Origin of the sequence: Streptomyces sp. NBC_01390 (assembly GCF_045040105.1) — a bacterium.
Classification (GTDB): Bacteria; Actinomycetota; Actinomycetes; order Streptomycetales; family Streptomycetaceae; genus Streptomyces.
The window spans coordinates 10,800,723-10,819,912 of sequence record NZ_CP109551.1; the positions used below are offsets into that span (position 1 = coordinate 10,800,723).

18 protein-coding genes are annotated in these 19,190 nt (G+C 70.4%); 4 read left to right on the forward strand and 14 right to left on the reverse strand.

All coding sequences use genetic code 11. From position 1 onward, the window contains the following. Positions 1-4: 4 nt before the first annotated feature. Genes OG241_RS48120 through OG241_RS48135 form a run of 4 tightly spaced genes read right to left on the reverse strand, consistent with a single transcriptional unit; the run spans position 5 to position 4,528 of the window. Positions 5-1,207 carry a Gfo/Idh/MocA family protein gene (locus OG241_RS48120; RefSeq protein WP_405826844.1) on the reverse strand — a complete coding sequence of 401 codons (1,203 nt, stop codon included), beginning with the start codon at positions 1,205-1,207 and terminating at the stop codon, positions 5-7. Between the two features lie 47 nt (positions 1,208-1,254). Next, positions 1,255-2,610, reverse strand: coding sequence for an ABC transporter substrate-binding protein (locus tag OG241_RS48125; RefSeq protein ID WP_405825267.1), 1,356 nt, complete (start codon positions 2,608-2,610; stop codon positions 1,255-1,257). Between the two features lie 47 nt (positions 2,611-2,657). Further along, the gene (locus OG241_RS48130; RefSeq protein ID WP_405825269.1) at positions 2,658-3,608 is read right to left on the reverse strand and encodes a carbohydrate ABC transporter permease; all 951 of its coding nucleotides are present in this window, start codon (positions 3,606-3,608) and stop codon (positions 2,658-2,660) included. Positions 3,609-3,625: 17 nt separating this feature from the next. Next, positions 3,626-4,528, reverse strand: coding sequence for a carbohydrate ABC transporter permease (locus tag OG241_RS48135; RefSeq protein WP_405825271.1), 903 nt, complete (start codon positions 4,526-4,528; stop codon positions 3,626-3,628). Between the two features lie 181 nt (positions 4,529-4,709). Between OG241_RS48135 and OG241_RS48140 the strand changes: the two genes are divergently transcribed. Together OG241_RS48140 and OG241_RS48145 are read left to right on the forward strand one after the other, a co-directional pair. Further along, positions 4,710-5,870, forward strand: a complete 1,161-nt coding sequence (locus OG241_RS48140) for an ROK family protein (protein ID WP_405825272.1) — start codon at positions 4,710-4,712, stop codon at positions 5,868-5,870. Between the two features lie 109 nt (positions 5,871-5,979). Next, on the forward strand, positions 5,980-6,165 hold the full coding sequence (locus OG241_RS48145; protein ID WP_006380218.1) for a hypothetical protein: 186 nt from the start codon (positions 5,980-5,982) through the stop codon (positions 6,163-6,165). Between the two features lie 173 nt (positions 6,166-6,338). Here the strand turns inward: OG241_RS48145 and OG241_RS48150 are convergent, their stop codons facing one another. Both OG241_RS48150 and OG241_RS48155 read right to left on the reverse strand, forming a co-directional pair. After that, positions 6,339-7,697: a S1 family peptidase gene (locus tag OG241_RS48150; protein ID WP_405825274.1), complete on the reverse strand. Its 1,359-nt coding sequence runs from the start codon at positions 7,695-7,697 to the stop codon at positions 6,339-6,341. A 148-nt stretch (positions 7,698-7,845) separates the two neighbouring features. Next, on the reverse strand, positions 7,846-8,667 hold the full coding sequence (locus OG241_RS48155) for an SAM-dependent methyltransferase (protein WP_405825276.1): 822 nt from the start codon (positions 8,665-8,667) through the stop codon (positions 7,846-7,848). Between the two features lie 192 nt (positions 8,668-8,859). Between OG241_RS48155 and OG241_RS48160 the strand changes: the two genes are divergently transcribed. Then, complete coding sequence (locus OG241_RS48160; protein ID WP_405825278.1) at positions 8,860-9,252, forward strand: PPOX class F420-dependent oxidoreductase; 393 nt, start codon at positions 8,860-8,862, stop codon at positions 9,250-9,252. Positions 9,253-9,324: 72 nt separating this feature from the next. Here OG241_RS48160 and OG241_RS48165 read toward each other — a convergent pair whose 3' ends face one another. The 5 genes from OG241_RS48165 to OG241_RS48185 all read right to left on the reverse strand — a co-directional run bounded on the left by OG241_RS48165 (position 9,325) and on the right by OG241_RS48185 (position 14,691). Continuing rightward, entirely contained in the window at positions 9,325-12,123 is a 2,799-nt protein-coding gene (locus tag OG241_RS48165) for a hypothetical protein (protein WP_405825280.1), read from the reverse strand. Between the two features lie 207 nt (positions 12,124-12,330). Further along, on the reverse strand, positions 12,331-12,741 hold the full coding sequence (locus OG241_RS48170) for a Zn-ribbon domain-containing OB-fold protein (protein ID WP_405825282.1): 411 nt from the start codon (positions 12,739-12,741) through the stop codon (positions 12,331-12,333). Positions 12,742-12,849: 108 nt separating this feature from the next. Next, complete coding sequence (locus OG241_RS48175) at positions 12,850-13,551, reverse strand: TetR family transcriptional regulator (RefSeq protein ID WP_405826846.1); 702 nt, start codon at positions 13,549-13,551, stop codon at positions 12,850-12,852. A gap of 202 nt (positions 13,552-13,753) precedes the next feature. Then, positions 13,754-14,209 carry a MarR family transcriptional regulator gene (locus tag OG241_RS48180; protein ID WP_405825284.1) on the reverse strand — a complete coding sequence of 152 codons (456 nt, stop codon included), beginning with the start codon at positions 14,207-14,209 and terminating at the stop codon, positions 13,754-13,756. Beyond that, positions 14,206-14,691: a MarR family winged helix-turn-helix transcriptional regulator gene (locus OG241_RS48185; protein WP_405825286.1), complete on the reverse strand. Its 486-nt coding sequence runs from the start codon at positions 14,689-14,691 to the stop codon at positions 14,206-14,208. The genes OG241_RS48180 and OG241_RS48185 overlap by 4 nt, the downstream gene beginning before the upstream one ends. A gap of 240 nt (positions 14,692-14,931) precedes the next feature. Here OG241_RS48185 and OG241_RS48190 point away from each other — a divergent pair, with 240 nt between their 5' ends. Next, positions 14,932-15,654: a peptidoglycan-binding protein gene (locus tag OG241_RS48190; RefSeq protein WP_405825288.1), complete on the forward strand. Its 723-nt coding sequence runs from the start codon at positions 14,932-14,934 to the stop codon at positions 15,652-15,654. Between the two features lie 86 nt (positions 15,655-15,740). Here OG241_RS48190 and OG241_RS48195 read toward each other — a convergent pair whose 3' ends face one another. The 3 genes from OG241_RS48195 to OG241_RS48205 form a co-directional block, all read right to left on the reverse strand. Beyond that, a complete protein-coding gene (locus OG241_RS48195) occupies positions 15,741-16,130 on the reverse strand; it encodes a hypothetical protein (protein WP_405825290.1) in 390 nt (129 codons plus the stop codon). Positions 16,131-16,434: 304 nt separating this feature from the next. Next, complete coding sequence (locus tag OG241_RS48200) at positions 16,435-17,358, reverse strand: MurR/RpiR family transcriptional regulator (protein ID WP_405825292.1); 924 nt, start codon at positions 17,356-17,358, stop codon at positions 16,435-16,437. Positions 17,359-17,405: 47 nt separating this feature from the next. Next, positions 17,406-19,172, reverse strand: a complete 1,767-nt coding sequence (locus OG241_RS48205) for an ArnT family glycosyltransferase (protein ID WP_405825294.1) — start codon at positions 19,170-19,172, stop codon at positions 17,406-17,408. Positions 19,173-19,190: the final 18 nt, after the last annotated feature.

The following is a 19,190-nucleotide window of genomic DNA, read 5'->3' on the forward strand; positions in this document are numbered from 1 at the left end:
CGGGTCACGCCTCGGGCGCGTCCCCGAAGTCGGGGATCGGCAGCCTCGCCCCGCCCTGCCGCGCCGAGTCGTGCGCCACGATGCCCGGCAGGGTGTAGCGGGCGGCGACCCACGCGTTCACCGACGGCAGGGTGCGGGTGTTGACCGTCGTCACGAAGTCGTCCACCAGGAAGTGGTGACTGCCCTCGTGGCCGTTGTGGAGCTCGTCGAACTCCCTCGGGAGGCGCGACCGGTCGTGCACCGGAGCCGAGCCGGACGTGAAGGCGGCCCGTAGGTCCGGCGCGATGTGCTGGAGTGACGGATCGTCAGGAGCCATGGTGGGCTTGGGCTCCAGCAGCTCGCTGATGTCCGTGACCCCCTTCTTGTCCTGCCAGAAGGCGACCGTGGCGAGCTGCTCCATGCTGGCGTCCGTACCGAAGAACCGGAACCGCGACTCCCGGATCTGCGAGGGGTAGCCGACGCGCCGGAACTCGTTCGTACGGAACGAACCGCCGCCCGCGACCTCGAACAGGGCGCTCGCGTTGGAGTAGTCGTTGCCGAACTGGCTGACCTCCTTGTCGAACACACCGTCGCCGCGCTCGTCCCGCACGCCTATCGCCGACACGCTGATCGCGTGCGTCTGCCAGGCGCCGAGCACCCCGCCCACCGAGTGCGTCGGGTACAGGAGCGGGGGATAACTGGCCGTCGCCTTCCAGTTCTCGCCGCCGCTGTACTGGTAGGCCTCGTAGAACCCCAGGTCCATGTCGTGGACGTAGTCGCCCTCGGCGTAGAAGAGCCTGCCGAAGGCGCCCTCGGCGATCTGGTTGCGGGCGTGGACGGTCGCCGGGTTGTACTGACTCGTCTCACCCATCATGTACGTGAGTCCGGTGGCCCGTACGGCGTCGATGATCGCGCCGATCTCCTCGGCGGTTATCGCCATCGGCACCGCCGAGTACACGTGCTTGCCGGCGCCGAGGCCCTTCAGGACCAGCGGCCCGTGTGTCCAGCGCTGGGTGAAGATCGCCACTGCGTCGACCGCGGGCGACTCCAGCATCGCCTCGTACGACGGGAACGTGCCCGACAGGCCTTCCGCCGCGGCCAGTTGCTCCGCGCGCTCCGGCAGGAGGTCGGTCACATACACCTCGCCGACGCCCGGATGAGCGAGGAACAGCTTGGCGAACTGGCCGGAGAACTGCCCGGCGCCCACGATGCCGAGGGAGAACGTCATGTTGTGCGTGCCCTTCGTATGGTGTCCGACCGGTGACTTCGGTGTCGTCACTGGTCGAGGATCAGGTTGATCTGGCTGTTGGTCCGGTCGAGGCTGGTCACGGACCTGCCGTTGCCGAAGATGTCCTGCATGGCCGGGTGCATCAACGCGTACACGTCGGCCGCGTAGTTGGTGATCGGGTAGGAGAAGGTGGCGAACTCCTTCCCGCCCGCCTTCTCGCCGGCGACCGGCCGGGTGAACGCCGAGACGTCGATGCCCTTCTTCCGGTACGCGGCCACCGCGGCCTTCGTGCCGTCGGGCGTGGCCGGGAAGACGATCCCGTAACTCCCCACCGTCCGCTGGCACTCGGCGGACGCCAGGTACGCGACCCACTTCTTGGCGCCCGCCATGTTGTGGGCGTCCTTGGTGACGGAGTCGGCGAGGCCGTTCATCATCGTGGCGCGTTTGCCCGTCGGGCCGGCCGGAGTGACGGCGGTGGCCATGTCCAGGCCCTTGAAGCCGGCGTACGACGAGATCATCCAGGCACCGTCGAACGCGGCTGCCGCCCGGCCCGACGAGATCTGGGTGTTCGCCTGGTTGGACTGGGAGTTGTAGTCCGTGAAGGGGACCATGTAGCCCTTGTCCGCGAGACCGAAGTACCACTTGATCACCGACTGGAAGGTCTTGCTGTCGTACCGGTACTCGGTGCCCCAGCGCTTCTCGTTCGTGTAGGTCCAGCCCGCCGAGGCGGCGAAGGTGCTCCACTGGGTCTGGCCGTCGCCGTCGCCGCCCCCGTTGGTGGCGAGGCCGTACACCTTGACGTTGTTCTTGTCGAAGCCGGCCTCGTCACCCCGTTTGCCGTTCTTGTCGACGGTGAGGTGCGCGATCGCCTTCTCGAAGGTGCCGCCGTCCTTCGGGTTCCAGGAGAGGTCGTTCAGCTGTGCGGCGGTGAGACCGGCGGCCGTCGCCAGTTTCCGGTTGTAGAAGAGGGCGACGGTGTCCCAGTCCTTCGGCGCGCCGTAGCGGTGGCCGTCCTGGCCCATCCAGTTGGCGGCGAGGCCCGGCTGGTAGGCGGAGTCCTCGATGCCGAGGTCGTCGAGCGGTTCGAGGACCTTCAGATCGGCGAACTGGCCGAACTTCTGGATGTGGTCGGTGAACACGTCCGGCTGGGTGCCCGCGATGAAGCTCGCGGTGAGCTTGGTCCAGTAGTCGTCCCAGCCCAGTTGGGTGATCTTCACCGTCAGGCCGGGGTTCTCCCGCTCGAAGCCCTTCGCGCAGGCCTGGTAGGCGGGTTGCTGGTTGGCGTCCCACAGCCAGTACGTCACGGTGTCCGACGACGAGCCGGCCGCCCCGCCCTGCGCGCAACCGGTAGCGAGGGACAGCGCCAGAGCTCCGGTCAGTGCCACGACCGTACGAATTCGCATGTCCGTCCTTTCAGGTGAGCAGGTGAGCAGGTGGTCGGTCGGCGCGGTCACTTGATGCCCGTGAAGCCGACGGAGCTCACGATGCGGCGCGCGAAGCACGCGAACAGCACGAGCATCGGCAGCGCGGCGATCAAGGTCGCCGCCATCAGCCCCGACCAGTCGACGCCCGTCTGCGGGGTCTGTGCCCGGAAGATCGCCAGCGCCACCGTGAGCACGCGCGAGCTGTCGCTGTACGACACCATCAGCGGCCAGAAGTAGTCGTTCCAGGCGGTGATGTACGTGAGGATCGCGAGCGTGAGTACCGGCGTGGACGCCATCGGCAGCAGCACCCGGAAGAACACGCGGATCTTGCCGGCGCCGTCGAGCAGTGCCGCCTCCTCGACCTCGCGCGGGATGTTCATGAAGAACTGGCGGAGGAAGAAGACCGCGAACGGCGTCATGAACATCGTCGGCAGCGCGATCCCCAACAGGTTGTCCACCAGGCCGAGTTGCTTGATCAGGACGAAGTTCGGCAGCAGGGTGAAGATCGCCGGGACCATCAGGCCCGCCAGGAACAGCCCGAAGACGGTGTCCCGGCCGCGCCAGCGCAGCCGGGCGAAGGCGTACGCGGCCATCGCCGAGAAGAAGATCTGGCAGCCGGTGATCAGGGTCGACACGAACACCGAGTTGAGCAGGTAGCGCCAGAAGTCCAGCCCGCCGCCCGCGCCGCCCTGCGCTATCGCCTCCTTGGTGGACTGCAGTCCGAGCGCCCGCTCGAAACCACCGGTGGTCGGATGCACGGGCAGGGGGTTGGTCGGGTCGGCGGCGAGACCCGCGTTGGTGGACAGCGCGGTGCGCAGGATCCAGTAGAACGGCAGCAGGGTGACCAGCACGATCGCGGTCATCACCGCCCAGGCGGCGATCCGCCCGAGGGAGGGCCGGCGCCGCAGCGGTCGTACGACCGCCTTGGTGGGTGTCGGCGTGGCCGCCGGTGTCATCAGGGTTGACGGAGTTGTCATGGTCTCGCTCCTCCCGGTCAGCCGAGGTCGGTGTGGCCGGCCCGGGTGAGCCGGTACTGGAGGAACGTGATCGCGCTCAGCACGACCAGCAGGGCCACGGACATCGCGGACGCGTAGCCGAACTGGAAGCGGCCGAAGGCGGCGCCGTAGATGTAGAACTGCAGCACGTTGGTGGCGTTCGCGGGACCGCCCGACGTCGTCACCGCGACGGTGTCGAAGACCTGGAACGAGCCGATCACCGTCATGATCAGGACCACCGCGAGCACGGGCCGCAGCAACGGCATGGTGATCCGCCAGAACATCCGCCCCTCGCTCGCCCCGTCCACCTTGGCGGCCTCGTACATGTCGTTCGGGATGGCCTGCAGGCCCGCGAACAGCAGCAGCGCGGTGTAACCGACGTGCCGCCAGACGTTGATCAGCGCGATCGTCGGGATCGCCCAGGTCTCGTCGGCGAGGAACGGGATCCGGTCGAAGCCGAGGGCCGCGACGATCTCGTTGCCTATGCCCAGTTGGGTGTCGAGGATCCAGAGCCAGACGATGCCCGCGACGACGTTCGACATCAGATAGGGGGTGAGCACGATGCCGCGCAGGACCGCGGACTGGGTCAGCCGCTGGAGCAGCACGGCGATGGCGAGCGCCGACACCGTCTGAACGCCGATGTTGATGGCGACGTACTCGACCGTGACCGTCAACGAGTCCCAGAAGATGGGGTCGTGCACCATCCGGACGTAGTTGTCGAGCCCCACCCACTCGGCGGGAGTCAGCAGATTGAAACGGGTGAAGCTCAGGTAGACGCCCCGCAGCGTCGGCCAGAGCAGAAACACCAGGAAGCCCAGCATCGCCGGGGCGACGAAGAGCGCCGCGAGCGCCCCGTCACCATGTGGTCGACGCAGGGGAGGGCTGGTGGAGGCGACGGTCATGGAGAGACTCCCTCGTCTGCTCGTCGGCGGCTCGTCCTCAGGGCACTTACTTTCGAGGTGGAAGAATCCATTCGTCAAGGTGCGGGTGGACATCTTTTCTCAGCCAGGATTCTCGCCGTATCGTGACCTTGTTAGTTTCGTGGCAAAAGAAAAGGTCGAAGAGGTGAGGGGTCTGATCGGCATGACCGCAGTGACCGACGGCTGGCCGCCGCTGAGCCCCGGCGAGCGAACGGTGGCGATCGAGGTGCTCGTCCACGGCCCCCTGTCCCGCGCCGAACTCGCCCGGCGGCTCGACCTCTCCGCCGGCAGCCTCACCCGGCTCACCAAACCGCTGCTCGAATCGGGACTGCTCGTCGAGGCGCCCGACACCGGATCCCCGGAGGAAGTACGCCAGGGGCGGCCCTCGCAGCCCCTGGACGTCGTCGCCGAGTCCCGCGCCTTTCTCGGCTTCAAGATCACCGACGACATGGTCTACAGCGTCGTCACCTCCCTGCGCAGCGAGGTCGTCGCCCGCCTGGACCGGCCCCTCACCAGCCATGACCCCGCCCGCGTGGCCGACCTGGTCGCCGGGATGGCCGCCGAACTGACCGCCGCCCACCCCGCGGTGTCGGGCATCGGAATCGGCGTGGGCGGACGTGTCGAGAACCGCTCGGTCGTCGCCGACTCCGTCTTCCTGGACTGGTACGACGTCCCGTTCGCCGACCTCGTCGAGGAGCGCACCGGACTGCGGGTGGTCGTGGAGAACGACGTCACCGCGCTCGTCGAGGCCGAGAGCTGGTTCGGCGCGGGCCGTGGCCTCGACCGCTTCGCCGTCCTCACCATAGGGGCGGGCCTCGGCTACGGCCTGGTCAGCGGCGGTCGGCGGGTGCCGTCCTCCGAGGACGGTCTCGGCATCGGACGCCGCTGGATCGTCAACCCGAACGGCCCGCTCACCCCCGACGGGGAGCGCGGCAGTGCCATCTCCCTGCTCACGATCCCCAGCATCCGCTACCAGATCCGCGCCGCCACCGGCCACGATCTGACGTACGACGAGATCCTCGCGCGGGCCGCCGCCGGTGACCCCATGGCCGCCCGCGTCGTCGACGAGGCGGCCCGCGCGCTGGGCACGCTGGTCGCCCAGATCGCCAACTTCGCGATGCCCGAGAAGATCCTGCTCGCCGGGGAGGGGGTCGGTCTCGTCGCGGTCGCGGGTGCCACGATCGAGGAGAGCATCCTCGCCAACCGGCATCCGCTGGCGGACCCGGTCAACCTGGAGACCAAGGTCTCCGACTTCCACGACTGGGCGCGCGGGGCCGCCGTACTCGCCATCCAGGTCCTGGTGCTGGGGGCGGCCGACCGGTGAACTCCGAGGCGGGGGCGGGGAGGGTGACGTACTGCACGTGATCAGTAACACGGTCGGAAATGCCGGAATAGTCCGTATTAATCGATTTAGTTTTCACCGGGGGCGTCATATGCTTCACAGCATGTCCACCACTCTTCAATCCGCCCCTGATCGCTCGGCAGCCGACGTCAACGAAGAGATCCGGGCCCTGTGGCTCCGGTCGGGCGGGATCCTCAACAGCGAGCAGCGGCTGACGTATCAGCAGCTCGTCGCCGAATGGGCCGCGGTCTCCCCGCACCCCGGGCGCGACGCGTAACCACTTCCGATCGACGTCTGGCCGACAGGGCCGGGGCCGCGCACAGAGCGCGTCAGCCCCGGCCTTCAGTGTTTCTCCGGTTCGTCGTCCCCGCGCCCCTGAAGGGGCGCGGGGAACTGCGCGACCAGCCCCCACCGGGCCCTCGGCCGAAGCACCGCCGAACCAGCGGAGCGTCAGCGCCAGGTGGCCGCGTACGACCTGCGGTAGTCCCTGCGGTCCTGTTCCACCCGGAACCATCGCGTGGCGACCAGAGCGATCAGGCTGCCACCCGCGATCAGCAGTCCGGGGCCCACGTTCTTCGGGTCCGCGAGCTTGTCCAGCAGTGCCTCCCCGGCGGAGCTGCCCGTCACCGGTGCCACCGAGCCCGGCTGGGCCTCCCCGGGGGCGACGGCGCTCTGCGTGGCCGCCGCGGACGGCGCCGGAGCGGCCGCCTGACCCGCCTGGCCGATCAGCCGCACATTGAGCGCGGCCAGAGCCTTGGTCACCGGCTGGAAGAACGTCGTACCGCCGGTCTTGCAGTCGCCGTTGCCGCCCGAGGTGATCCCCAGCGCGATGCCCTCGGAGAACAACGGGCCGCCGCTGTCACCCGCCTCGGCGCACACCGTGGTCTCGATCAGGCCCGACACCGTGCCCTCGGGGTAGTTGACCGTGGCGTTGAGTCCGGTCACCTTGCCGTCGCGCAGGCCGGTGGTGCTGCCGCTGCGGAACACCTTCTGCCCGACGGTCGGATCGGCCGCACCTGTGATCCGCACGCCCCGCCCGTTGCCGATGGCGACGACATCGGCGCCGTCACCGGCCGAGCCGCCGTCGTACTGCACCAGCGAGTAGTCGTTGATCGGGAAGCTGCCGCTGATCGTCTTGCCGATCTCGTTCTGGCCCGCGGTGTCCGCGAACCACACCGAACCGTTGGGCCCGCAGTGGCCGGCCGTCAGGATGAAGTCGGCCGACCCGCTGGTCACGTTGAAGCCCGCCGAGCAGCGCCCGCCGGTCGACAGGATCGGCTGCGCCGCGTTGATACGGGTGGTGAACGTGCCCCCGCTCCGCTCCATGCGCACGGAACCGCCGATGCTCTTGGCGACCGCGGACAGCTTGGCCCAGTCGGCGGCCGACACGGTGCTGTCGGCCTGGACGACCACCTCGTTCTTCGTGTAGTCGACCGCCCACGCCGTGCCCGCCACGCGAGGAGCCGAACGCAGCGTCTGTGTCGCCGACTTGAGGTCGTTCATGCTGTGGTCCACGACCTTGGCGCGAGCGCCCGCCTTCTCCACCTCCGACGCGGCCGCGGCGTCGGTGACCGCGACGACCGGCTTCCCGTCGGCCGCGATCCAGCTGCCCGCCGTCCGGTCGGTGCCGAGTTCGGTGACGAGTTCACTGCCGGTGGTGCCGGCCGCCTGGGCGGAGCTGAACGGCAGATTGACTTCTGGCGGCTCGCTCGCCACAGCCTGGGTGACCATCAGTCCGCCGAGGATCACTCCGCCGACGGCCGCCAGCCGTGTCGCTCGCCGGACGATCCGTCGTCGTGCGTGCCTCATCAATGGCTCCCGAACCCCGAACGCGCGGTGTGGACACCGCGGGGCCCTCCGGTCGTTGAGTGACCCTCACTTCCATACGTGGCGAGCGGTGTTCGTGTTCACCATCTCCAAGATCCCGTTCGGTTCCGTCGGCCGAGGGCGGACCGTGTCAGGGCTTGCGGGCCACTCCGCAGTACATGGCGACCTCCGCCGGCTCGTCCTGGCCGGTGCGGACCGACTCCGGGCGCCAGCGCGAGCAGGACACGACCCCCGGCTCCAGGAGGTCCAGGCCGTCGAAGAAACGCGCCACCTCCTCGGGGCTGCGCTGGGTCAGCCGGGGGGTGCCGTGCGCGTTCCAGTACCGCACCGCCGCGTCCACCTCGCCGAGCGCCGGGCCGGTGATGGTGTGCGACAGCGCGAGATGGCTGCCCGGTGGGAGGGCGTCCACCAGCCGTCGTACGACACCGTGCGGGTCCTCGTCGTCGCCGAGGAAGATGACCACCCCGAGCAGCATCAGGGCGACGGGCCGGGTGAGGTCCAGGGTGCGCGCGGCCTGTTCGAGGACAGCGTCGACGTTGCGCAGGTCCTCGTCGACATGGTCCGTACGCCCCTCGGGTGTGCTGGTGAGGAGGGCGCGGGCGTGGACCACGACGAGCGGATCGTTGTCGACGTACACCACCCGGGTCTCCGGGGCGATCCGCTGGGCCACCTCGTGCGTGTTGTCGGCGGTCGGCAGTCCCGTGCCGATGTCGAGGAACTGCCGTATCCCGCACTCGGTGACCAGATGACGCACCGCCCGCGCCAGGAAGAGGCGGTCAGCTCGGGCGTACTCGCCGATGCCGGGGTGCAGTTCACGGATCCGGTCGCCGGCCGCGCGGTCGACCTCGTAGTGGTCCCGGCCGCCGAGCCAGTAGTTCCAGATCCGAGCCGTCTGCGGCTGACGCGAGTTGATCCGCGCCTGCAGCGATGCGGCCGGGGGGTTCTCGGGCACGGGGGCAGCTCCTGAACACCGGCGAGAAAGTGTCAACCTGCAATCTAGACAAGGTTGTTGATGTTGGCGAGAGTCTGGACGCGTCGGTTGTGGCCTCGGGTGCTCCGGGTTTGCCGCGCTGGTGAGGGCAGGCGAGGAGGGAGGGGCGGGCGCCGGGTGGCAGGTCAAGTCCCGGCGCCTAGACTCCCGCCCATGGACGACACCAGCACTCTGGACCGGCTCGGCGCGGGCAAGTACCTGCTGATCACCAGCTTCCGCAAGAACGGCACGTCTGTCGCCACCCCGGTCTGGGTGGTGCGGGACGGGGACGCTCTCGGCGCCTGGTCGGTGGCCGATTCCTGGAAGGTGAAGCGGATCCGCAACCGGGCCGACGTCCTCGTCGGCCCCTGCGACGTCCGCGGCAACCCGACCGGCGACCAGGTCCCCGCCACCGCCGAGATCCTCGACCAGCCCGCGACCGACGCCTACCGCCGGCTTCTCGCCCGCAAGTACGGCGTACTCGGCCGCCTCACCCTCCTGGGCAGCCGGCTGCGGCGCGGCAGGACGGGCACGGTCGGGATCCGGATCACCCTCGTGAACAGCTGAAGGTGGGACCGCGCCCGCAGGGGCAGCGGTCCCACCTTCACTCACTGACGCACATCCACCACTGACGCGTCGCTACGACGCGTCGAGCACGGTGCCCGTGAACTCGGGCCCAGGAATCGGCTCCCCGGTCTCCTCGTCGTAGTCGGCCACGCGCAGCCGTACCGACTCCTCCGGTTCGGCCACCGTGTCCGCGACCGTCGGCAGGCTCACGTCGGTGGTCAACTGCCCCGGCTGGATGTCCATGAAGAGGTAGAGTCCGTCGATCTTGGACAACGGCCGTTCAGGCAGCGGGGACTGACCGGTGGCGTCCGCCAGCCATGCCGGGTCGACATCCGTGGTGGACAGCTCCGCGCCGCCGGTGACCGGCAGCACCTCCAGGTAGGCGTACATTTCGGCCCGGGAAGGCGCCGACAGCGTCGCACGCCAGGTCAGAGGCTGTCCCTCGGTGACCCGGTCCGCGACGGGGGTGATGGTGACGGTGGGCCGGGGATCGTCGTTCTCGACGTTCACCCCACCGCTGTACGAGCCGATGACGGCACCGCGCACCGCTTTCACGAACACGCTGCGCCAGACGTCGTAGTCGTACAGGGTGTCGCCCTTCACCGTCACCGGCACGTCGATGCTCTGCTCGCCGGGGCGCACCGTGACCAACCGGCTCGTCATGGTGTCCGTCCCGGGGTTCTGGGCGTAGAGGCGGACCGTGCCGCCTCCCTGCCCGGTGATCCGGACCGGGACCCGGTAGGTCCGGGTGCCGGAGTCACCCTCCTTGACGATCAGCCGTCCGAGGTCGACGCGCGGCAGCGCGGCCGGGCGCACCGCGGGTGTGCCGGGGCGCCAGCCCCAGGTGTCGATCAGCAGGGCCTGGCCCGCACGGCTGCGCGGAGTCAGCTCCACACTCCGCACCTTGCGAAGATCGACCCCGGCCCGAGCGGCGGCGGACAGCGGTACGCGGACCTCCCGCGCCCAGTACGAAGCCGTCCGGTTGCTGCCGGGGAGTCCGTCCACGCGCACCCGGCCGAGCGTGGCGCGCTTGCCCGCGGTGTCGGTGACGGACACGTCCAACTGCGTCCCGGTGGTGTTCGGGGGCACGACGACGCGCAGGGCGAGGGCCTTGGCGCCGCTGAGGGACACCGGTCGCCCGGGAGTCACCCGTACCGCGGTACCGGGCTGCGACCACTTGACGGCGACCGCCCGGCGGCCGACCTCCCGCTCCGTCGCCCAGCTCGCGAAGTGCGGGGACTGACCGGCGTCCGGGGCCAGGCACCTGACCGAAGGACGGTCGTCCACGGCCGAGCACAGCCGTCCGCCGCCGCCCTGCACGGTCACCGCGCCGTCCGGCAGGATGCCGGCCGAACGGTTTGCGCCCACCGCGTGCGTGAGGACGCGCGCCGGGTCGGCGGACGGCGCCCGCAGGCCGGAGCCGTCGAGCAGCGGACGGACCCGGTCGTCGCCCGCGACGAACAGCCGGGCCGCCGCCGCGATGTAGGAGGCGCCCGCCCTGTGCTGCTGGTCGGGGGTCAGCCGGGTCCTGGTGCCCACGTCGCAGACCGGGTCCCGGTCGTTCGGGTCGTTCGGGTCCGACCAGAAGTCGTCGTCCGCCGGTGCCTGTGCCAGCCCCGGCGTCCACTCCGTGTTGAAGTAGTTGTGGTTGGCGCCGATCACGTAGACCGCGCTGTGCAGGGCGCTGCCGCGGCTGATCCCGCGGGTGCCGTCCACGGCCAACTCGCCCTGGAGATCGGACACATCACCGTCGCAGCCGGGCAGAATCGTCATCGACGGCACGTCGGCGACCGGGTTCTGACCGAAGATCGTCGGGCCGATGAGGACGGTGCCCCGGATGTTCCAGCGCACCGGGCCGGGGGCCCCGTCCTGGTCGGCCGGCGGCCGGTACAGGCTGTCCATGGCGGCGCGGTTGACGCCCTCGCCGCCCCGGGAGTGGCCGACCAGCAGCACTCGGGAGAGGTCGGCCGGCGGGGCGGTCCGTACGATCGCCGGTGCCGAGGGCCGGTTCGTGGTCCAGCCCGCCCAGCGGGCGAGATGCTGCCGGACCAGGGAGGAACGGGCCTGCGCCCCGGCGTCCTCCAGGTCCGAGTCCTGGGCGTTGATGCCGTTGGCGGAGATCGACACCGTCACATAGCCCTGGGACGCCAGGAGTTTCTGGTCGCGGAGGTATCCCCGGTAGCTCGGTATCTGCTTCTCACCGGCCGGGCAGGGCCAGGCGCCGTCGACATCGGTGCTGCCGGGCTTGTAACAGGTGGAGTGGCGTCCGTGCAGGAACAGCGCGAGAGGCCTGCGGCCGGTGGCCCCGGTCGGGGCGACCACCACGGCCTTCATCTCCACCGGCACGGGCATCCCGGGCAGCTTCACCGAGTCCAGCGTGTACTCGCCCGAGACCGTACGGTACGAGCCCGGCTTGCCGGGGTCCACGGGATTGGCCGGCGCCGCGGCGGGCGGAGCGACAGCGGCCCGGCGCCGGTCCGGGAGCGCCGCGATTCCCGCCGCGTCCAACCGGCGTCCACCGGCGCGCACTTGAAGGTCCCCGAGCGCCTCGGCACCCTTGAGGCCGTCGGCCTTCAGCGCCTCTTCCAGCGAAAGCCGGAACGTCCGGCCGTCCCGCGCCGCCACGGGCCGCCCGAGCAACTGGCCGCCCGCGTAGAACTCGACGCGCGCGTCACCCATCGGCACCGGCCTGCCGGAGCGCCAGACGAGCTGCCGCTGTGCACCCTCTCCGGTGAACGTCCAGTCCGAGGGCAGCTGTTGGGCCGCGACCTCAGTCCTCGTCGGCTGCTGCGCCTGCGCCCATCCCGGCGATCCTCCCACCACGGCGAGTACCGCAGCCGCGGTGACCCATATTCGCCCGGCACGTAGCAATGCTCTCTCCTCCTGGCCCTTGCTCAGGGCCCGCGGTCTTCCGACGGGCCCCTCTCGGCTCGGAGGACGGGCTCAGGGACCTGTGGGTTGCCTGTGGAGGAGGATCAATGGGTGTGCGTGCGGCGGAGGTTGGTGAGGCGGGGGAGGGGAACAGCTTCAATGTGCCAGGAGTTGACGGAGTGTCAGGAGGTCGAGGCCGTCAGAGCGTCAGATCCAGGCCCGGTACGGCTCGTCCAGCAGCTGGAACACCGGCTCGCCGCGCACCGGGTCCTTGGCCATGGCCAGCCGGACCCTGTCCCCGCTGTGGATGCCGATGGCGGGGCCCATCACCCGGCCGCGTACGACGAATCCCTCGGCCATCTCGACCAGTGACACGTTGCGTGCGGCCGGGGTGTTCCGGTTGACCACCGTGGCGTGCCGGACCGTGCCCGTGCCCTCGCTGCGCTCCATGCGCAGGTCGCTGCCCGCGCAGACCGGGCACAGCAGCCGGTGGTACATGGCGGTGGCGCACCAGCCGCAGCGCTGGAAGACGAGGGTGTTCGTGTCGGCCGGCGCGTCGAGCAGGCCTGTGGCTGAGCCTGCGCCCGTCGGACGTGTGGCGCCTAGTGAGTGGTACACGGTGTCTCCCTGCGCTCGGCCTGAATCCGAAGTGCGCGGTTCGCTGTGCCACCGTGCACGGCCTCAGGGTATGGCACTCAGTGTCATGCGTAAAGGCACTGCGTACCCTCAATTTTCGCGCGGAGTTCCCAGCAGGGACTCGATCTCCTGGACGACCCGCCACATCGGCGCCCCACGCCGCGAGACGACGACCACGACGTCCTCGGAGTCGGGGCCGGACTCGAGCTGCGGCTCGTTCTCTTTGCGGGGTACGGGTGGGGTGCCGAACGCCGACTTCACGTAGTCCAGGGCGTGGTCGACGGCCGTGGTCGCGTCGCCGTGTCCGTCCGAGCGCAGCCAGGAACGCAGTGCGTTGTTGTGGGCCGCGACGACGGACGCTGCGATCACGTCGGCCTGCAGCGTCCCGTCGGGCCGCCCCGCGAAACGCTCACGCAGATACGCGGCCAGGGCGCGCTCGTACCGCCAGACCACCGACAACTCGGAGGCCCGCAGTCCGGGGACCTTCTTGGTGAGCCGGTAGCGCTGGACGGAGAAGGCCGGGTTCTCTGCGTACATGAGCAGCACCATGCGGGCCGCGGCGCAGACCCGCCCGACCGGTTCCGCGTCCTCGGGGCTGTCGGCCAGGTATGCCGTCATGTCGGCCAGGCACCGCTCGTGGTCGGGGAAGACCACGTCCTCCTTGGACGGGAAGTAGCGGAAGAACGATCGCCGCCCGACCCCGGCCAGCGCCACGATGTCGTCCACGGTGGTCTGTTCGTAGCCGCGCTCCAGGAAGAGCTGGAAGGCCGCCGCGACCAGGGCGTCCCGCATGGGCGGTTTGGTCATGGTCCGGAAACTAGCATCAGAACGATGCTGATGGCACTCAGTGCGCTCCACATGGGGAACTGAGTGTCCTGGAGATCGGACGCGGCATCGGTCCCGGTGTCGCTGCTGGGTCGGGTCGGGGGTTCGGCGATCGACGATTTCGTGGATGACACGTTCGGCGCAGTGGATGCCGACCCGGCTGCGGAGGTCAGACGGTCAGCGCCGCGAGCTCCGCGTTGGCGCGCTCGGCGACTAGGGCGAGGACGTGACCGGCGGCGGCCAGTTCCTCGGCGGGTATCCCGCCCCAGATCCGGGCGGTGATGGGGGCGGTCTCCGCGCCGACGGCGGCGAGCAGTTCGCGCCCGGCGTCGGTGGGGCGAAGGTGCGTGCCGTCCGTGGTGAGCAGTTGCTTGGACAACAACTCGTCGAGGGTGGCACGGATGTCCGCCGGATCGGCCTTGAGGGAGTGTTGGACCTGGGCGACGAGATCGTCCGGTGTCCGTGGGGCGTCGGCGGTGACGGCGGCGCGCAGGGCGACCTGCTGCTGGAACGTGGCGCCGTACCGGGCCAGGACGTGTTCCAGTACGCCGCGGGCGGCGTAGTGAGCCAGGCCGAGGGTGCGGCCGTCGGCGGCGGGTGCGGTGGTGGATGCGGTGGCCGTCATGGTGTTCTCCTCTGGTCGTTCGGCAGGGAGGGAGTGAGAGGTGCGTCGAGCAGGGTCATCAGCTCGTCGGTGAAGGCGCGCGTCCGCGGGGCGCCGGGACCGCCGAGCGGCTCCAGCAGCTGCTGGTGCAGTTCCTGGACCACCTCGATGGCCTGCCGCGTGACGGCCTGGCCCTGCTCGGTGAGGGCGAGCTGTACGGCGCGCGGGTCGCGGGGATCGCGGGTGCGCTCGATCAGACCGGCCGACTCCAGGGCGCGTGCCAGCTTCGAGACGTACAGCGCCTCCAGGCCGGTGTGGTCGGCGAGGCGGCGCTGACTGGGCCGCTCGCCGGCGTGCTGCATGCCGTACAGCGATGCGACCAGTGAGTACTGCGCGTGGGTGAGGCCCAGCGGCCCCACCGCGCGATCGACCGCGACACGCCACTTGTTGGCGAGCCGCCAGACCAGAAATCCGGGCGTGGGGCCCGGTGAAACCTTGCTCATGCCGAATAGATTACATGGCTACTATGTTCATGGCTACTATTTTCCGCGCCCGCTCCGGACCACCTGGACCACTTCGCCGTGCGCGGTACCTGAGCCGGGGCGGCGACGGGCATCGCTCTTCTCTCAACCTCGGCCCGTCGTGCTGAACCCGGTGGCTCCTGATCGCGTATCACTTCACGGAGCCGACGGCATCGCCGTACGCGGCCCGTGTGGAGTCCGTACGCAGGGAAGGGGTGCAGAGTGTCGACACCGCCCGCACCGGGCCGGCCGGAAGGGCGTCGGCCCCTGGAGCCGACGCGCGTGGTGCGCCGCCGCCGTACCGAGGCGCTGGCGCAGCTCATGCGAGAGCACGAGGAGGCGATGGCCGGAATGCCGGAGGGCTACGAGGCCGTCCCGCTGCCCCGGCCCGCGCCCGACGTGGAGGAGGCGACGGAGCAGTTGCCCCCGGTCACCCACCGCGGACGCGCCGAACGGAGGCAGCGGCGGGGACGTGGGGGGCAGTCCGGTCCGGCGGAACAGAGCGAGCGGGTCGGCTTCGGGTTCGGGCCGAACCTGCGCCGGGCCGCCATCGCGGTCGCGGTCAGCGCGGCGGCTCTGGTCGGCTTCGGTTCGGCCCTGCTGCTCCCCGGCAGCGCCGAGGGTGACGAGGTCCGTCCGGCGGCGCCTTCGGTCGCCCCGCCCGTCGCCTCATCGGCTCCCGTACCTTCGGCACCGGCCGTGGCGGACCCGGACGGCGCGGGCACTCTGCGCGAGGGGGACAGCGGTCCCGAGGTGACCGACCTCCAGGAGCGCCTGCTGCGCATCCCCGACGTCTACACCCACGGTGCCACCAGCGGCAGTTACGACACCGCCCTCACCGAGGCCGTGGCCCGCTTCCAGCTCTGGTACGGCATCCGCGGCGACGAGTCGGGCGTCTACGGGGACGACACCCGAAAGGACCTGGAGTCCCGTACGGGTTCCTGAGCCGGCCTGTCGGCGGATCGGGCTGGCACCACCTGGCCGACGAGTCGCCGCCCCGACGGACCGCTGACCCGGCGAGCGGGGCGGCCTCAGCGTGCGGCGTGGGTGTCGACCAGGGCCTGGCTGACCGCGCGGATGCTGCGGGCGATGTGCTGGAGCTGGAGCACCTCGGCGGCGTACATCTTGATCGTGTGCTCGATGACCGACTCGCTCAGCCCGAGGCCGGGCAGGTCGGCGCGGGCCGTCTGGAGGGCGGTGCGGGCGACCCGGATCTCGTGCTGGACCTGGATGTGCGCGTGCCTGGCCAGCAGTACGGGGTGGCGGATCAGCGTGGGGTAGCCCGCGTAGCGCGTCGGCACCAGCTCGCGCAGCCACTTGACCGCCGAGCGCTCCCAGTCGTAGCTGCCGGGGATCTTGACCTGACAGGGCCAGTCCGGACTGGTGCGCGTGGTCATCGTGGACGTCATGGGCATGCTCATCGCTCCGGTAGTGCGGCGTCGACAGGGTGGTGCGACGGGATTCAGCGGCCCCGGCCTAGGGGATGGCCGGGGCCACAACGGGCGTTCGCGCAGGCGGCACCCGTCCGGACACCCACGGCGCCGACGCGGGTAGGAGACGGCGGCAGCGGGTGTGCAGGGCGTGGAACGCGTCCCGGAGTCCCACCGGGACGCGATCCGTGAGCAGTATTTATATATGCCGTCCGGTTTGCAAGAAGTATGAAAAAATTCATGCACAAAACGGGATGAACACCCATACGCCCGGACGAGGGCGCAGGCGGGCGATTCAGTCCCGGAGGAAGAAGTGGTGCTGGTCGGCGCTCTGTTCGTACTCCTCCAGGCGCCCCTGGGTCCGCTCCGGATCGGCGTCCGTCATGGCCTGGAGCAGCGCGGCCGAGAGCACCGCGGGCCCGGCGTACGAGTCGAACACCAGCCGGGATCCGGTGCCGGTGGCGAAGGCGACGTCGGCCTCGTCGGCCAGCGGGCCGAGGGCCAGGTCGGTGATCAGGGCCACCCGCAGCCCGGCCCGCCGCGCGACCTGCACCGCGGTGAGCGTCTCCTGCGCGTGCCGGGGCATCGAGAAGGCCAGCACCCAGGTGCCCCCGGCCCCCCGCGACTGCAGCAGCGCGTCGTAGGCGACACTGCCGCCCCGGGTCACCAGCCGGACGTCGGGGTGGATACGGCGGGCGGCGTAGGCGAAGTACTCCGCCAGCGACCCGGAGATGCGCAGACCGAGCACGGTGAGCGGCGTCGAGCGGGACAGATGCCGGCCGACCTCGATCACGCGGTCGGGGTCGGCGAAGTCCCGCCGAAGGTTCTCCAGGTTCGCGATCTCGGCGTCCACGGCGGCCTGGAGCTCGTTGCTCCGGTTCTCCTCCGCGGTGCCCGGCGCGCTCGCGAGGGTGCTGAGCGCGATGGCCTGGAGCCTCTCGCGCAGTGCGGGGTAGCCGCTGAAGCCGACGGCCGCCGCGAACCGGGTCACGGAGGGCTGGCTCACTCCCACGCGGTCCGCCAGATCGGTGATCGACAGGAACGCGGCCTCGGTGATGTGCTCGATCAGATACTGCGCGATGCGCCGCTGTCCGGGGGAGAGCCGGGGCCCGTCGAACAACTCCCGCAGCCGGGAGGTCGGGGCCGCTTCCGCCTCGGGGGCCGTCTTCCCCGAGGTGATCGCGGACGCCTGGGCGCGTGCCTGCTGCGGCGATGGCACCGATGTGCCTCGTTCGTCTCCCACAGCGACTCAACATAGCTCACCGTTCACCGGCGGAAGATCGTGATCGAGTGGCCGACCTCGTCGACCTCGTGGCTGCTGTGGATCAGCCGCGCCAGTGGCCCCCGCGCCTTGGCGACCGACGAGTCCGACACCACCAGCAGCCCGCGCACCTTCCGTTCCGGCCGGCCGCGAGGATCGGACGCCTGGATCCCGTAGAACGCCGGCACCCCACTGCCCTTGTAGACCAGCCAGACCCGCTGACCCGCGTACCTGTCCCGCAGCCGGTCCGCGAGCCGCCCCAGGTCCTGGCCCCAGTCGACGTTGGAGTCGTGCAGCCGCTCGTGCGTCTTCGCCGTTCCCCCGAACGCCTCGTTGGAGTACGGCAGATAGAACGGGAACGTGCGCAGCGAACTGACCGCCACGAAAGCCAGCAGCCCCGCCGCCGCGACCGGCACCCACCGCCGCCGCAGAGCGAGCACACCGACCGCCGCCACCGCCCCGAACATCGGCACGAAAATGGCGTACCGCACCCCGAAGTTCCGCTGCCCGTCCATGGCCGCGGCCAGCAGCACGGCCGTGGGAAGCAGCAAGTAAGGTGCGACGGGCCGTAGTTGACGGATCGTCAAAAACGCTGCCATGCCCGCCGACCACAGTGCCAGCGCGCCGAGCGGTGTCTTCACGAGCAGCGCGGCCGGCAGGTAGTACCAGAGGGAACCCTCGTAGTGCCGCCCGAAGAGGAAGCCCTCCCAGTGTGCGTTCTCCAGACCGAACTGCATGCGCGTCCCGTCGCGGTAGGCCTCCGGGAAGGGCAGCAGACCGGTCAGTCGCCCCCACAACCCGTGCACGGCCGGGACATCCCCGGAGACCGGCGCCCAGTGCAACCGGGGATCGACGGCGAGATACGACGCCCATACGACGGCCACCGCGACCAGGGCCACCACGGCCGCGCCCGCGCCGGCCCGAGCGAGCAGCTTCAGCCGCGCTCCCGGGACCGCTGTGCGCCGGGCGCGCCACACCGACAGGCCGGCCAGCAGGAGCAGCACGGGGACGGCGGCGAGGGTGTTCATCTTCGTGGCCAGGGCCGCCCCGAGAGCGGCTCCGGCGAGCGGGAGATACAGACGGGGCCGGCCCCTCGCCCGCCACAGCAGCCACACCGACGTCAGCACGAACCCGGCAGACGGTACGTCGAGGGTGGCCAGCGAGCCGTGCGCGACGATGTCCGGCGAGAAGGTGTACAGGGTGAGCGCCACCAACCCGCCGACCGCACCGGCGAGTTCACGGCCGAAGGTGAACACCACCAGCCCGAAGAGCAGCGTCAGCGCGATCACCGGCAGCCGCGCCCACATCATCAGCCGCCAGGGGTCGTTGCCGGACTCGTAGAGCAGATGGCGGCCCACGTGGCCCTGGTCGCCGGCGTAGTCCCGGTCGAAGTGCGGGTGGGCCGCGGCCACCCCGGCGGCGATGAGCAGTTTGCCCAGCGGCGGGTGCTCGGGGTTGAGGCGCAGGCTGTGCTCGTGGAGGTAGACGGCCGCCGTGCCGACGTACACGGGCTCGTCGATGGTGGGCGTCTGTTCCACCGCCGTGGTGACCATCGCCACGGCCATCTGGAGGAGCAGGACGGCGACGGCGAGCGGGATCAGCAGGCGCCGGTGACGTCTCAGCCGGGCGACGAGCCACAACCGTCCGGTCGGGGGCGCCGGCGTGGCGGCTCCGGCACCGGGGAGTACCTCCTCCGGAGCCTCGGAGCCGGGCGGGCTCCCCGTATCAGGGGGTGTCCTGGGGTCGAGAACCGTGTGCCGATCGCGCGTCATCGTCCGCCCCGCGGTGAC